This is a genomic window from Streptomyces sp. NPDC006879 (assembly GCF_042869595.1).
Classification (GTDB): Bacteria; Actinomycetota; Actinomycetes; order Streptomycetales; family Streptomycetaceae; genus Streptomyces.
This window is the reverse complement of record NZ_JBIAGC010000033.1, coordinates 52,765-66,771: the sequence shown is the minus strand read 5'-3', so window position 1 is coordinate 66,771 and position 14,007 is coordinate 52,765. Positions and strand designations below refer to the sequence as shown.

General features: G+C 67.6%; 9 protein-coding genes. 7 read left to right on the top strand and 2 right to left on the bottom strand.

Annotated features, from left to right (window positions below; translation table 11 throughout):
- The first annotated feature begins 465 nt into the window (after positions 1 to 465).
- The 6 genes from ACFYMC_RS22140 to ACFYMC_RS22115 all read left to right on the top strand — a co-directional run bounded on the left by ACFYMC_RS22140 (position 466) and on the right by ACFYMC_RS22115 (position 9,602).
- Complete coding sequence (locus ACFYMC_RS22140; RefSeq protein ID WP_388528029.1) at positions 466 to 1,812, top strand: ABC transporter substrate-binding protein; 1,347 nt, start codon at positions 466 to 468, stop codon at positions 1,810 to 1,812.
- A complete protein-coding gene (locus ACFYMC_RS22135) occupies positions 1,809 to 2,711 on the top strand; it encodes a carbohydrate ABC transporter permease (protein ID WP_388528026.1) in 903 nt (300 codons plus the stop codon). Before ACFYMC_RS22140 ends, ACFYMC_RS22135 begins: the two co-directional genes overlap by 4 nt.
- On the top strand, positions 2,708 to 3,586 hold the full coding sequence (locus ACFYMC_RS22130; protein ID WP_388528024.1) for a carbohydrate ABC transporter permease: 879 nt from the start codon (positions 2,708 to 2,710) through the stop codon (positions 3,584 to 3,586). The genes ACFYMC_RS22135 and ACFYMC_RS22130 overlap by 4 nt, the downstream gene beginning before the upstream one ends.
- Positions 3,587 to 3,658: 72 nt before the next feature.
- On the top strand, positions 3,659 to 6,721 hold the full coding sequence (locus tag ACFYMC_RS22125; RefSeq protein WP_388528021.1) for an alpha-mannosidase: 3,063 nt from the start codon (positions 3,659 to 3,661) through the stop codon (positions 6,719 to 6,721).
- A gap of 281 nt (positions 6,722 to 7,002) precedes the next feature.
- Positions 7,003 to 9,045 (top strand): FAD-dependent oxidoreductase, encoded by a 2,043-nt coding sequence (locus ACFYMC_RS22120; protein ID WP_388528018.1) that lies wholly within the window; start codon positions 7,003 to 7,005, stop codon positions 9,043 to 9,045.
- A 143-nt stretch (positions 9,046 to 9,188) separates the two neighbouring features.
- The gene (locus ACFYMC_RS22115) at positions 9,189 to 9,602 is read left to right on the top strand and encodes a hotdog domain-containing protein (protein ID WP_388528015.1); all 414 of its coding nucleotides are present in this window, start codon (positions 9,189 to 9,191) and stop codon (positions 9,600 to 9,602) included.
- A 157-nt stretch (positions 9,603 to 9,759) separates the two neighbouring features.
- On the opposite strand, the gene ACFYMC_RS22110 is transcribed toward ACFYMC_RS22115, so the two are convergent.
- Together ACFYMC_RS22110 and ACFYMC_RS22105 are read right to left on the bottom strand one after the other, a co-directional pair.
- Positions 9,760 to 10,479: a hypothetical protein gene (locus ACFYMC_RS22110; protein WP_388528012.1), complete on the bottom strand. Its 720-nt coding sequence runs from the start codon at positions 10,477 to 10,479 to the stop codon at positions 9,760 to 9,762.
- Between the two features lie 350 nt (positions 10,480 to 10,829).
- Positions 10,830 to 12,104, bottom strand: a complete 1,275-nt coding sequence (locus ACFYMC_RS22105; protein WP_388528009.1) for an exo-beta-N-acetylmuramidase NamZ domain-containing protein — start codon at positions 12,102 to 12,104, stop codon at positions 10,830 to 10,832.
- Positions 12,105 to 12,388: 284 nt separating this feature from the next.
- On the opposite strand from ACFYMC_RS22105, the gene ACFYMC_RS22100 reads away from it, so the two are divergent.
- Positions 12,389 to 13,834 (top strand): glyceraldehyde-3-phosphate dehydrogenase, encoded by a 1,446-nt coding sequence (locus ACFYMC_RS22100; RefSeq protein WP_388528006.1) that lies wholly within the window; start codon positions 12,389 to 12,391, stop codon positions 13,832 to 13,834.
- The last annotated feature ends 173 nt before the right edge of the window (positions 13,835 to 14,007 follow it).

The window sequence follows — 14,007 nt, the reverse complement described above, 5'->3', positions numbered from 1 at the left end:
GAGACGGTTCTCTTGGTCGAAAACCCATCTACCAGGGGCTTCACCACGCTGTCAGCCCAACCGCCAAGCTCCTGCCGCAGGTTGGAAAGAGCTCAGTGTGGGATCGGATGGACTAAAGCGCATTAGTCCAGGGGGTAAGGGGTATTCGACGGGGGAGTTCTGTGGAGCTCGGCTGAGTCGTCCCGCATGTGCGGTGGGCCGGAGCCCGGCGCCGGATTCGGTGCTTTCCAAGGTGGAGGGGCACGCTCGTGTGCAGGGTGTGGAGGTGTTCCGGCGAGGTGGCGGGGCGCGGTAGCTGCCGTTGCGGACGCCCAGAAACGGCGGAGACGACTCCTCGATTTCGCCAACCGGGTTCGGCCGGTTGTGGAGTCGTTCCCGTTTGCTGGGCATTGACGGGCCCAGCAAGGGCAGACATCGTTGTCACCGCTCTCCGGCACAGACTCCGGACCTTGCGAAGGGGCAGCGATGACCGTGAGGAAAAGGACCCGTTTCGCAGTTGCCGTCGCACTGGCCGCGGCACTGTTATCCAGCTCGGCCTGTGGACTCAGTGGCGGGGGCACGAGTAGTGCGGAACAAGCTGAGCGTACCGGCACGGTGGCCGGTGAGATCACCTTCCGCACCCTTCAGCTCAGACCCGTATTCACCGGGTACGTCGAGGGGGTCATCGACTCCTTCGAGGACAAGTATCCGCGGGTGAAAGTGAAATGGGAGGACGTACCGGGCGACGGCTACAACGAGAAGCTGGTGGCGGACGCCCAGGCAGGGGCGCTCCCCGACGTGGTGAACCTCAACACCGACTCCTTCCAACTCCTCGGCGACCGAGGCATGCTCGCGGACGTCGCCCGCCTTGATCCGCAGGTGGCCAAGGACTACGTGCCGGGCGCCTGGGAACAGTACAAGCTGCCCGCCAGGGGCGCCGGTGTCTACGCCTATCCCTGGTACGTCACGCCCGAGATACTCACCTACAACCAGGACCTGTTCCGTCGTGCCGGTCTCGACACCGAAGCGCCCCCGACCAGCGTCGAGCAGTTCTTCGACCACGCGGAGCGGATCGCGAGTGCCTCCGGCGGGGCTTACCACGCCTTCATGGCGGACCCCAAGGGGCGGCTCCCCGGCGACTGGCAGAAGATGGGCGTGCCCCTCCTCAACGCAGCCAGGGACCGATTCACCTTCGGAACCGATAAGGCGGTCGAATGGGTGGAGCGGATGACGAAGCTGTACGCCATGGGAGCGATGCCCAAGGAGTCCCTCACCAAGTCAGACGACATCAACCAGCTCTACGGGGCAGGCAAGTTGGTGTTCGGGCCCGGCTCCCCGGGCTTCGTCCGAGACATCAAGAGCAATGCTCCGCAGGTCTACGCGCAGACCCGGGTGGCCCGAGCCGTGACCGGGAAGCTCGGCCACATCGGCATCTACACCCAGTCGCTCGGTATCCGTAAGGACACCCGACACCCTGATGCCGCAGCGGAGTTCGCCAAGTGGGTGACGAACGGCCCCAACCAGGTGGCCTTCTCCAAGAAGGCCACGATCTACCCGTCCAACGCCCGGGGGTTGGACGACCCGTACTTCACCGACCGCGGTGACGGCCGCGATGCGGAGACCCTGGCTCGCGCGGTAGGGGCCGAGCAACTGCGCACCGCGGACCTCGATGCCAACACCCCGGTGCAGTGGACCAGTCAGGTGGGGGACGCGGTGGTGCGGGAGGTCCAGAAGGCCATCAAGGGCGAGCAGAGCGCCCGCACCACTGTAGAGCGGGCCCTGGAACAGGCCAATGCGATCCTGGCGAAGGCGACGCGGGCGGCGCACCCGTGACACGAACGGGACGCGGGTCCCAACCGGCGCACCGCGCCTGGTGGACGCCCTATCTCTTCCTCGCGCCCGGTCTCGCCCTGGTGGCGCTGTTCAGCCTCTGGCCGTTCGTCAACACCGTCATCCTCTCCCTGACCGACGCCCAGATCCTGCGCGGCGGCGAGTTCGTCGGAATGCAGAACTACCGCCGTGCCCTCGGCGACGGGGACTTCTGGCTGGCGACCGGCAACAGCGTCCTGTACCTCCTGGTGGTCGTGCCCTGCCTGGTGGTGCTGCCCCTGGCGTTGGCGGTCCTGGTCCGCAAACAGGTTCCGGGCATTGGCTTCTTCCGGTCCGCGTTCTACACCCCGGTGATCGCCTCGGCCGTCGTCGTGGGCCTGATCTGGCAATGGGTGCTGCGCAGCGACGGCCTGGTGAACACCGTCTTTCTGAAGCTGCGCCTGGTCTGCGAACCAGTGCCCTTCCTCACCGACAGCACCATGCTGCTGATCTCGGCGATGATCGTGACGGTGTGGAAGGGCCTGGGCTACTACATGGTCTTCTACCTCGCAGCCCTCGGGAACGTGCCCGCCGCCCTATATGAGGCAGCGGCCCTCGACGGAGCCGGCCCGATACGCCGCTTCCGAGATGTCACCGTCCCCTCGGTGAAGCCCATGATGCTGCTGGTCGGCACCCTGTCGGCCATTTCCGCCCTGCGGGTGTTCACGGAGATCTACATCCTCGGGGGCGAAAGCGGGGGGCCGGGCGGCGGCGCCCGTACGCTGCCCTTCCTGATCCGGCAGGTCGGGCTCGGCTTCGCCGGGGAGACCGGCTATGCCGCTGCCATCTCGATCCTGCTGTTCCTGCTGACACTGGTCTTCAGCCTCCTGGGCCGCCGCCTGTCCAAAGGGGACGAAGGGTGAGCCGCACGCAGGTCGCAGGGGAGGTCGCCGTGCGAACCGCGGGTGCGCGGACCCGCGTCCGTCGCCTCGTCGCGCTCGCCGGGCGGTATGCGGCGCTGTGCCTCCTGCTGGTGCTGATGGTCGGGCCGATCGTCTGGCAGTTCCTGACCTCGCTGAAGGGGCGGGGGGAGAACGTCTACGCCGGGGCCCTACCGTCCCAGCCCACCTTGGACAACTACCTGCGCGTGGCCGACGCCTTCCCCCTCGGGCAGTACGTGGGGAACACGCTGATCGTGGCCGCACTCGCCGTCAGCTCGAACGTCGTGTTCGGGGCCATGGGGGGCTATGCCCTCTCCCGAGCCGGCTGGAAGGGGCGGCGGGTCGTCTTCACGGTGCTGGTCGCCACCTTGATGTTCCCCTTCGAGTCCGTGATGATCTCGATGTTCCTGACCATCCGGGAGATGGGTCTGGTGAACACCCTGGCCGGCGTCTGGCTGCCGGGTGCCGTTTCGGTACTCAACATCATGATCATGAGGGCGGCCTTCCTCGCCGTGCCCAGCGAACTGGAGGAGGCCGCGCTGCTGGACGGGGCCAACGAATGGCACCGTTTCACCCGGGTCTTCCTCCCCGCGGCCCGCGGAGCACTCGCGGTCGTGTGCATCACCAGTTTCATGGGGGCCTGGGACGACTTCCTCTGGCCCCTGATCGTGCTGACCGACTCCGAGCACTACACGCTCCAGCTGGGACTGAAGAGCCTGGCCGGAGCCAGTACCGTCAATGACCAGCGCCTGATCGCCGCAGGCGCGATGGCTGCCCTGTTGCCGATGATGCTGCTCTTCTTCGCCCTCCAGAGGTTCTTCTTCAAGGGTGTCGGCGAGGGGGCGGTGAAGCTTTGACCCCCACGCTGTGAAACCACGCCCGCAGATCCCCAAGACCGCAGGTTTCGACCATCCCCGGGAGCAGCAGTCATGCATGACGACCGCAGCATCGTCGAACATCGAGTCCGTCGCGTCCTGGCAGAACGCATCAGGCCGTCGGTTCGCTCGGATCCGTTGCCCTTGACCGTGGAGCGTTGGGAGGCTGGCGGTGAACCCGTCCCGGTCGCAGCCGCGCTGATGGCCCGATACCGGCCGGCTGCCGCAGGCGAGGTGTGGGGCCCGGCGTGGGGGACGACGTGGTTCAAGGTCACTGGAGCCGTCCCCACCGCATGGGCCGGACACGCGGTGGAAGCCGTCCTCGATCTGGGCTTCGACCGGATGATGCCCGGGTTCCAGTGCGAAGGTCTGGTACACCGGGCCGACGGCAGCGAGGTCAAGGCGCTCAACCCGTACAACGACTGGATTCGTGTCACCGACCGGGCAGCAGGTGGCGAGCGGGTGGAGTACTACGTGGAGGCCGCCTCGAACCCCGTGCTGGTCGAGCATCGTCCCAGCCGGCAGGGGGACCGGCTCACGGCCTCCGAGGAGCCCCTGTACCGCCTGGCCCGAATGGACCTCGCCGTCTTCCAGCCGCAGGTGTGGGAACTCGTGCAGGACATTGAGGTCCTGCACGGCCTGATGGGTGAGCTGTCCGGCGACGATGCTCGTCGGTACGAGATCCTGCGCGCCCTGGAGCGGTCCCTGGACGTCCTCGACCTGACCGACGTGGCCGGCACCGCACCGGCTGCCCGAGCGGCACTGGAACCGGCGCTCGCGGCACCCGCCCGCGCCTCGGCGCACCGGATCAGCGCGGTGGGCCATGCCCATATCGACTCCGCCTGGCTGTGGCCGTTGCGGGAGACCGTCCGCAAGGTGGCCCGTACCTGCTCCAACGTCCTGAACCTGATGGACGAGCACCCCGAGTTCGTCTTCGCGATGTCACAGGCCCAGCAACTGGACTGGATCAAGCAGCATCGACCGGAACTCTTCGAGCGGGTGAAGAAGAAGGTGGCAGCAGGGCAGTTCGTTCCGGTCGGCGGCATGTGGGTCGAGTCCGACACCAACATGGTGGGCAGTGAGGCGATGGTCCGTCAGTTCCTCTACGGGAAGAAGTTCTTCCTGGAGGAGTTCGGCATCGACACCCGGGAGGTGTGGTTGCCTGACTCCTTCGGCTACACCGCCGCCCTGCCGCAGATCGTCAAGCTGAGTGGTGCGTGCTGGTTCCTCACCCAGAAGATCTCCTGGTCTCAGGTGAACGCCTTTCCGCACCACTCCTTCTGGTGGGAGGGCATCGACGGCACCCGGGTCTTCACCCACTTTCCCCCCGTGGACACCTACAACTCCGACCTCGGCGGCAACCAGCTGGCGCACGCAGCTTCCAACTACCGTGAGAAGGGGCGGGGGTCCAGGTCCTTGGTGCCCTTCGGCTGGGGCGATGGCGGCGGTGGTCCGACCCGCGAGATGCTGGCCCGGGCCCGTCGGCAGCGGAACCTCGAAGGCTCCCCGCGGGTCGAGGTGGAGCGCCCCGCACGCTTCTTCGAGAAGGCCCAGGAGGAGTACCCGCAGGCCCCGGTGTGGGCCGGGGAACTCTACCTGGAACTGCACCGAGGCACCTACACCTCCCAGGCCAAGACCAAACAGGGCAACCGGCGTAGCGAGTCGTTGCTGAGGGAGGCCGAACTCTGGTCGGCCACGGCCGCCGTGAGGGTGGCGGGCTTCACGTACCCGCAGCAGGAGCTGGAGGGCATCTGGAAGACCGTGCTCCTGCACCAGTTCCACGACATCCTGCCGGGCTCCTCCATCGCCTGGGTGCACCGAGAGGCCCGGGAGACCTATGGGCGGGTGGAGCGTGAGCTACGGGCGATCACCGAGGCGGCGCAGCGGGCCCTGGCCGGGCAGGGAGTTGCCGAGTTGGTCTTCAACTGCGCCCCGCACGAGCGTCGCGGTGTTCCCGCGGGCGGCGCCGCCGTGCCGCGGGCGGTGGCGGAAGCCGTCACGGTGGTGCGGCGGTCCGACGGCGGATTCCTGCTCGGAAACGGCCGGCTGTCGGTGGTGATCGACGGCCGGGGGCTTGTCGTCTCGGCCTACGATCTGGATGCCGAGCGGGAGAGCATTGCTCCGGGAGCGGCGGCGAACCTGCTGCAACTGCATCCGGACTTCCCCAACATGTGGGACGCCTGGGACCTCGACGAGTTCTACCGCCACCGCGTCACCGATCTTACGGAGGTGGACAGCGTGGAACTGCTCTCCCCCCGGGACGAGTCGGCGACCGTGCGGGTCTGCCGCTCCTTCGGCGCCTCCCGGGTGGTCCAGCGGCTCACCCTGCGGGCGGGCCGCAAGGCGGTGGAAGTGCACACGGAGATCGACTGGCGGGAGACGGAGAAGATCCTCAAGGTGGCCTTCCCGGTGGACGTCAAGGCGGAGCGCAGCGCCTCCGAGACCCAGTTCGGTCATGTCTTCCGGGCCACCCACACCAACACCTCGTGGGAGGCGGCGAAGTTCGAGATCTGCGCCCACCGTTGGATCCACCTGGAGGAGACCGGATGGGGCGCCGCTGTCGTCAATGATTCCACCTACGGGCACGATGTGACCCGTGATGTGCGCCCTGACGGTGGTCAGACCACCACCGTTCGCCTGTCGCTGTTGCGGGCACCGCGCTATCCGGATCCCGAGACCGACCAGGGCGTGCACGCCCTCAGCTATGCGTTCCTCCCGGGAGCGTCGGTTGCTGACGCCGTCCGTGAAGGGCACGGCATCAACCTGCCCGAGCGGGTGTTGCACGGTGCGGGCCCGGTCGACCCGTTGGTCACGGTTGACGGTGAGGCGGTGGTGGTGGAAGCGGTGAAGATGGCGGAGGACGGCTCGGGGGATGTGGTCGTCCGCGTGTACGAGTCCTTGGGGGGTCGGGCCCGGGCGGTGCTCACCCCCGGGTTCGCGGTGGCGGCGGCCGAGGAGTGTGACGTACTGGAGCGGTCGCTGCCCGCGGACGCCGTGTGCGGGCTGGCGGCCGACGGCTCGTTGGCACTGGAGCTGAGGCCCTTTCAGATCGTGACGGTGCGACTGCGTCGTCCCGATCATCTTGAGGTTCTTAGTTCAAGTGCCACCGAGGGCTGAGGGCAGCCGCGCGGGGTGCCAGGGCCATCGGTGCTCCGGCTCCCCGCTCGCCATTCGGGCCGTCGGTCTTGTGGTGGGGTCGAGCTCGTCGCGCTCCGGTCGCCGGAGGGTTCGCACCTGCGGGGGCTGCGGCAGCCTGGACGGTGATCGAGGGACGGAAGGCGCGGGGGAGAGCCCTGATCACCGCCGGGGTGGAGTGTGAGATTCTTTTGCACCTAGTTGCAAAAAATGCCAGGGCTCGCTACAACAGGGTCATCACCACCGCGCGAGGAGGCGCCCCGATGAGCCCGAGCCCGACCAGCCCGAGCCGCTACCCGCATCTGCTCAGCCCGCTCGACCTGGGATTCACCACCCTGTCGAACCGAGTGCTCATGGGCTCGATGCACACCGGCCTGGAAGAGACCGAACGCGGATTCGAGCGCCTGGCCGCCTTCTACGCCGAACGCGCCCGCGGCGGCGTGGGCCTCATCGTGACCGGTGGCATCGCTCCGAACGACCAGGGACGCCCCTTCCCCGGTGGCGCTCGGCTCACCACCGACGAGGAAGCCGCCGAGCACCGGGTCATCACCGAGGCGGTGCACCGCGAAGGCGGCAAGATCGCCATGCAGATCCTGCACTTCGGCCGCTACGCCTACCACCCCGAGCTGGTCGCGCCCAGCCCGCTCAAGGCCCCCACCAGCCCCTTCGTGCCGAACGAACTCAGTGACGCCGAAGTCGAGCAGACGGTGGAGGACTTCGTCCGGGCGGCCCGCCTGGCCCAGTCCGCGGGGTACGACGGCGTAGAGATCATGGGCTCCGAGGGCTACCTGATCAACGAGTTCATCGCCGCCGAGACCAACCGGCGCGAGGATCGCTGGGGCGGCTCCTACGAGAACCGGGTGCGCTTCCCTCTGGAAATCGTCCGCCGTACCCGTGAGGCCGTCGGCGCCGAGTTCATCATCGTCTACCGGCTGTCGATGCTCGACCTGGTCCCCGGCGGGTCCACCTTCGAAGAAGTCACCGCCCTGGCCAAGGAGATCGAAGCGGCCGGCGCCACCCTGATCAACACCGGCATCGGCTGGCACGAGGCGCGCATCCCCACCATCGCCACCTCCGTGCCGCGCGCCGCCTACACCTGGGTCACCCAGAAGCTGATGGGCGCCGTCACGATCCCGCTGATCACCAGCAACCGGATCAACACCCCCGAGGTCGCCGAAGAGCTGCTCGCCGACGGGCGCGCCGACATGGTCTCCCTCGCCCGGCCGTTCCTCGCGGACCCCGACTTCGTGGCCAAGGCCGAGTCTGGCCGGCCCGAGACCATCAACACCTGCATCGGCTGCAACCAAGCCTGCCTCGACCACACCTTCAGCGGCCAGCTCACCACCTGCCTGGTCAACCCCCGGGCCTGCCGGGAGACCGAACTCGTACTCTCCCCGACCCGGCTCGCCAAGCGCATCGCCGTCGTCGGTGCCGGACCCGCGGGCCTGGCCTGTTCCGTCTCGGCCGCTGAACGCGGCCACCAGGTCACCCTTTACGAGTCCGCGGCCCACATCGGCGGCCAACTCGACGTGGCCCGCCGCATCCCGGGCAAGGAGGAGTTCGACGAGACGCTGCGCTACTACCGCAGTCAGCTGGCCGCGACCGGCGTCGATGTCCGGTTGAACAGCACCGCCAGCGCGCAGGAGCTCATCGAGGCCGGTTACGACCACATCGTGGTGGCCACGGGTGTGACCCCCCGCACCCCGCAGATCGAAGGGGTCGAGCACCCCAGCGTCGTCAGTTACCTCGACGTGCTGCGTGAAGGAGTCCAGGTCGGCGAGCGTGTCGCGATCATCGGCGCTGGTGGAATCGGCTTCGACGTCGCAGAGTTTCTCACCGACGCGGGGGACGGGGCGAGCGCTGACCCCGAGACCTACTTCCGACACTGGGGCGTGGACACCGCCTACCAGGAACGAGGTGGCCTGCGCGCTCCCGAGCGCCCCACCACCGCGCGCACCGTCCACCTGCTCCAGCGCAAGACCACCAAGGTCGGCGCCGGGCTGGGCACCACCACCGGCTGGATCCACCGCACCGAACTGCGCCACCGCGGTGTGACCACGGTGGCGGGAGCCGGCTACGACCGCATCGACGACCAGGGGCTGCACTACACCGTCGACGGGACAGCCCACACCCTGGAAGTGGACACCATCGTCCTGTGCACCGGCCAGGAACCGCGCCGTGGCCTGTACGAGGAACTGGTCGAGGCCGGAGCCACGGTCGACCTGATCGGCGGTGCCGACGTGGCCGCTGAACTCGACGCCAAGCGGGCCGTGCGTCAGGGCACCGAACTGGCCGCCACGCTCTGACTCCCCAACGTGCCGGCCGGCGAGCAGTACCCGGTCGCGGGCGGCCCCGGATCAGGGGGACACCTCCCCCGGGGCGCCCGCCGGCGGCGCGGCGCTTCGTCGGGGTGTTGTGGTGTCATGCAACGGCAGCCACAATTGCCCCTGTGACGCTGACGCCCCACGAGGCCGACAAGATCCTGACCGACTGCTTCGCTCCCTGGGTGCTCGACCTGGGTCTTACGGTGGCTGAGACGGGGGAGCGGCATGCCCTGTTGCGTCTGCCCTGGTCGGGGAGACTGGCTCGGGACGGCGGTGGGCTTTGCGGGCAGGCCATGATGGCCGCTGCCGATACCGCCACCGTCATCGCCATCTCGGCCGCCCGTGGCTCCTACGGCCCGATGACCACGGTGCAGCAGTCCATGACCTTTCAGCGGCCCGTGACGGGCGTGGACCTCCTCGTCGACGTGCAGATCACCAAACTCGGTCGGCGCATGGCCTTCGCCGACGTTGCCCTCATGCCCGAGGGGTCCGACGTGGCGGCGGCCAAGGCTTCCACGGTCTATGCCCTTCTGAGTTGACCCACGGCGGGTCCCGGTCCACGTGATGGGCCGTCAAGGGTGCTGTGGAGGCGTCGTGCAGGTACTCCCCTGGCGCATATGACACGAGTAAGGTGAGCCGAGTGGCCGCCGCGCTGGGGGGCGGCGGCCACGCTTCTTCGGGTGCGCCGGCCACCCGTCAGGTGCTGGCCGGGACCTCCCACAACACGTAGTGGTACGACAGGTCGAGCTTCATCCGCACCCTGCCGTAACGCCCATCGCTCGTGCGCACGCAGAACGTGGGGTGCACCTCCAACGGGTCGGAGTTGAACATGCGCCCGCTCCACTTGTCGGCGGGCAGCGAGGCGCAGCCGTCATAAGTGGCCTGCTTGGAATTCTTGACAATGGCTGCGGAAGCGCCGTTGGCCATGCGGATACCCAGCCCCTTGCCGAAGGTTTCCGTCAAGGAGGCGACGCGGAGGTCGTGCCCCTTTTTGAAGGTCGTGGAATCAGAATCGGCGTCCCCGGACTTCCCCGTGTCGAGGTCGTAGGCTTCCTTGGCTCCCCAGCCGAAGAGGCGGAAACTTCCCTCCCGGTGGAGCCTGTCGCCGGTGTGTGCATCGACGACGGAAATGCGTGAGTTCGTGTCAGGGGCGACGGTGATGGTTATTCGGTTGTGTTCCACCTCCTGTACGAATTCTCCGTTCATGCTGATCCGCAGTTTGCGTCTGGTGGGGAACCGGAAGACGCTGACGGAAGTTTTGCCCTTGTTTTTCCGACGTATCAGAAGGTAGGTGGAATCGGCTTCCTTGGCCTGCTCCGCCGCGATGACCTCGACGGCGAACGTTCCGATGAGAGATGCCCTGGTCGACGCGCTCAGCATCCGGGGGAGCGCGTCCTTCGCCATCTCGATGATCACCGGTTTGGCGATCTCCATTGCGTCCTTCGTGTCCTCTTCCTGGCCGAGGAGGCTGCTACAGCCACTGACCAGTAGGCAGCCGGACAAGGCGGTCGCGATCCCCCTTCTGGATCTCCGGCCCCGACTCGTTGCCTCGATCACATATCCCCTGTGGTGCACCGGTCACACGCCCCCACTATGTGTGCTCTCTCCGTTCTCTGGTTCACGTGGTATCACCCGAGTACCGGCGAAATCAGGAGAATCTCAAGATCCGCTCTGACGGATCTTCGGATGGTGTGCCTGATCCACGTCGTAAGGCTGCTCGCGGGATTCCTCGCTGGAGTGGCGGATCGCCCAATTGCGGTTGGCGGTCAGTGGTACAGGAGATGGTTTGCGCGCACTGAATCGAAGACCGCGAGTTCCGGCTGCCAGGAGGAGACGACCTCCTCAAGGGTGGCGCCCCGGTCGATCATGACGCGCAGCCGGTCCGTGCCGGCGAGCTTGTCGACGAAGTGGTCCGGGTGCCAGGCGAAGTCCGGCCACGTCTGCTTCGCAGTGATCAGGAGCCCGATCGCGGTACGCACCGGGTCGTAGGCCGCGCGGTCGTGAACGTGGATCTGGAGTCCGCCGACCACCTCACCGGCGTACTTCGAAAAGGTAGGCGTGTAGTACGCCTCACGGAAGTAGACCCCGGGCAGGCAGAGCGTGTTGGCGGCCTCCGCCCAGGAACCGTCGATGCCCGGAGCGCCCAGCAGCTCGAAGGGGCGGACGGTCCCTCTCCCCTCGGACAGGTTGGTGCCTTCGAACAGGCAGGTTCCGGCGTACACCAGCGCGGTGTCGGGAGTGGCCATGTTGGGGCTCGGTGGGACCCACGGCAGCCCCGTCGCATCGTAGAACTCGCTCCGCCTCCAACCGGACAACGTCACCACTTCGAGGTCGACCCGGCGTCCGCCGACCGCCGGCAGGAAGCGCTCGTTGAAGAGCAGAGCGAGCTCCCCGGGCGTCATGGCGTGGGCCTGGGCGATCGGCTCGCGCCCCACGAAGCTGGCGTACCCCTTGTCCAGGACCGGCCCGAGCGGGGTTCGACCGGTGATGGGGTTCGGTCGGTCGAGGACGACGAAGCGACGACCCGCCATCGCCGCGGACGCCATGGCGTCGAAAAGGGTCCAGATGCTTGTGTAGAAGCGGGCTCCGCAATCCTGGAGGTCGTAGACGAGGGTGTCGATGCGTGACTGCGCGATGACATCGGCGAGGACCTTGCCGCTCCGCCTGTAGGTGTCGTACACGGGCAGGCCGGTGGGGCCGTCCACCGTGTCCCCGTCGGACTCGCCGGCCTGCGGGGTGCCGCGGTAGCCGTGTTCACCCGTGAAGATGGCGGTGACCTCGACGCGGGGGTCGTCCTTCATGACCTCGACGATGCCGCGGCAGTCGTGGGTGACGCCCGTGGCGTTGGTGAGCACCCCGACCCTCTGGCCTTCCAGGAGCCGGTAGCCGTCGCTCCGCAGCCGTTCGAATCCGGATCGTACGGGTGTGGGGTGTTGCCCCCGGGCCCCGGCGGAGGCGGGCGAGGAGCCGAGGGTCGGGTACAGAGCCGCGGCGGTGGCGGTTGCTGTGGCGGCGAGGACCGAACGGCGAGAGGCAGTCATGAACGCGGAAGGTAACCAGTGCGCGCTCCCACGGTGAGGTGGCGCGCGGGGCCGGAGGCGAACGGCCACGGATGGATCACGGGCTCTGCCAGCGAGTGGGGGTGGCGGCCGGCGCGCCGGAAACAGGGACGGCCATCGACATGCGGGGGCGGGTGATACGGCCTGATTCCGCCCGGGGTGCCACGCCGGAGTTCCGGCCGCTGCCTGCTTGATGGGCACCCCTTGGAGAGGCGAAAGGGGGAGGGGTTAGCATATGAGCGCCGCCTAGCTCGAAAGATAAACCTGTGACTGTCAATGACGACTCGTTCACCAATTGGAAGAACCGCGAGGAGATCGCGGAGTCGATGATCCCGATCATCGGGAAGCTGCATCGGGAGCGGGACGTCACCGTCCTCCTCCACAGCCGCTCCTTGGTGAACAAGTCGGTGGTCAGCATCCTCAAGACCCACCGATTCGCCCGGCAGATCGCCGGTGAAGAGCTTTCGGTCACCGAGACCCTGCCGTTCCTGCAGGCTCTCACCAGCCTCGATCTCGGGCCTTCCCAGATCGACATCGGCATGCTCGCCGCCACGTACAAGGCAGACGGCCGGGGTCTGTCGGTGGAGGAGTTCACCGCCGGGGCCGTATCCGGAGCCACCGGCGCCAACAAGATCGAACGCCGGGAAGCGCGCGACGTCGTCCTCTACGGCTTCGGCCGCATCGGCCGCCTGCTGGCGCGCCTGCTCATCGAGAAGGCCGGCTCCGGCAACGGGCTTCGACTGCGCGCCATCGTCGTCCGCAAGGGTGCGGGCCAGGACCTCGTCAAGCGGGCCTCGCTGCTGCGGCGTGACTCCATCCACGGCCAGTTCCAGGGCACCATCACCGTGGACGAGGCGAACAGCACGATCATCGCCAACGGCAACGAGATCAAGGTCATCTACTCCGACGACCCGACCTCGGTCGACTACACCGAGTACGGGATCAAGGACGCGATCCTCGTCGACAACACCGGCAAGTGGCGTGACCGTGAGGGCCTGTCCAAGCACCTTCAGCCGGGTATCGCCAAGGTCGTTCTGACCGCGCCCGGCAAGGGTGACGTCCTCAACGTGGTCCACGGCGTCAACCACGACATGATCAAGCCGGACGAGCAGATCATCTCCTGCGCTTCCTGCACCACCAACGCGATCGTCCCGCCGCTCAAGGCGATGGCGGACGAGTACGGCGTCCTGCGCGGTCACGTGGAGACCGTTCACTCGTTCACCAACGATCAGAACCTGTTGGACAACTACCACAGTTCTGACCGTCGGGGTCGTTCGGCGCCGCTCAACATGGTGATCACCGAGACCGGTGCTGCTTCCGCGGTCGCCAAGGCGCTGCCGGACCTCAACGCGAGGATCACCGGTAGCTCCATCCGAGTCCCGGTGCCGGACGTCTCGATCGCGATCCTCAGCCTGCGGCTCGGCCGCGAGACCAACCGCGAAGAGGTCTTGGATTACCTCCGCAACGTGTCGCTGACCTCGCCGCTCAAGCGTCAGATCGACTTCATCAGCGCCCCCGACGCGGTCTCCAGCGACTTCATCGGATCGCGCCACGCCTCGATCGTCGATGCCGGCGCAACCAAGGTGGAGGGCGACGACGCCATCCTCTACCTCTGGTACGACAACGAGTTCGGCTACTCCTGCCAGGTCATCCGCGTGGTCCAGCACGTGTCCGGGGTGGAGTACCCGACGTTCCCCGTGCCGGTGGTCTGAACCCGGTGGGAGGCCGAGGCCGGCCCGCCGCCCTGACCGGGTGATGACGCCGGCGCAGTGCCGATCGCACACCTGTGGGGGGGGGGGGGGGGGGGGGGGGGGGGGGGGGGGGGGGGGGCGGGGGCGGGGGCGGGGGGGGCGGGGGGGGGGGGGGGGGGGGGGGGGGAGGCGCG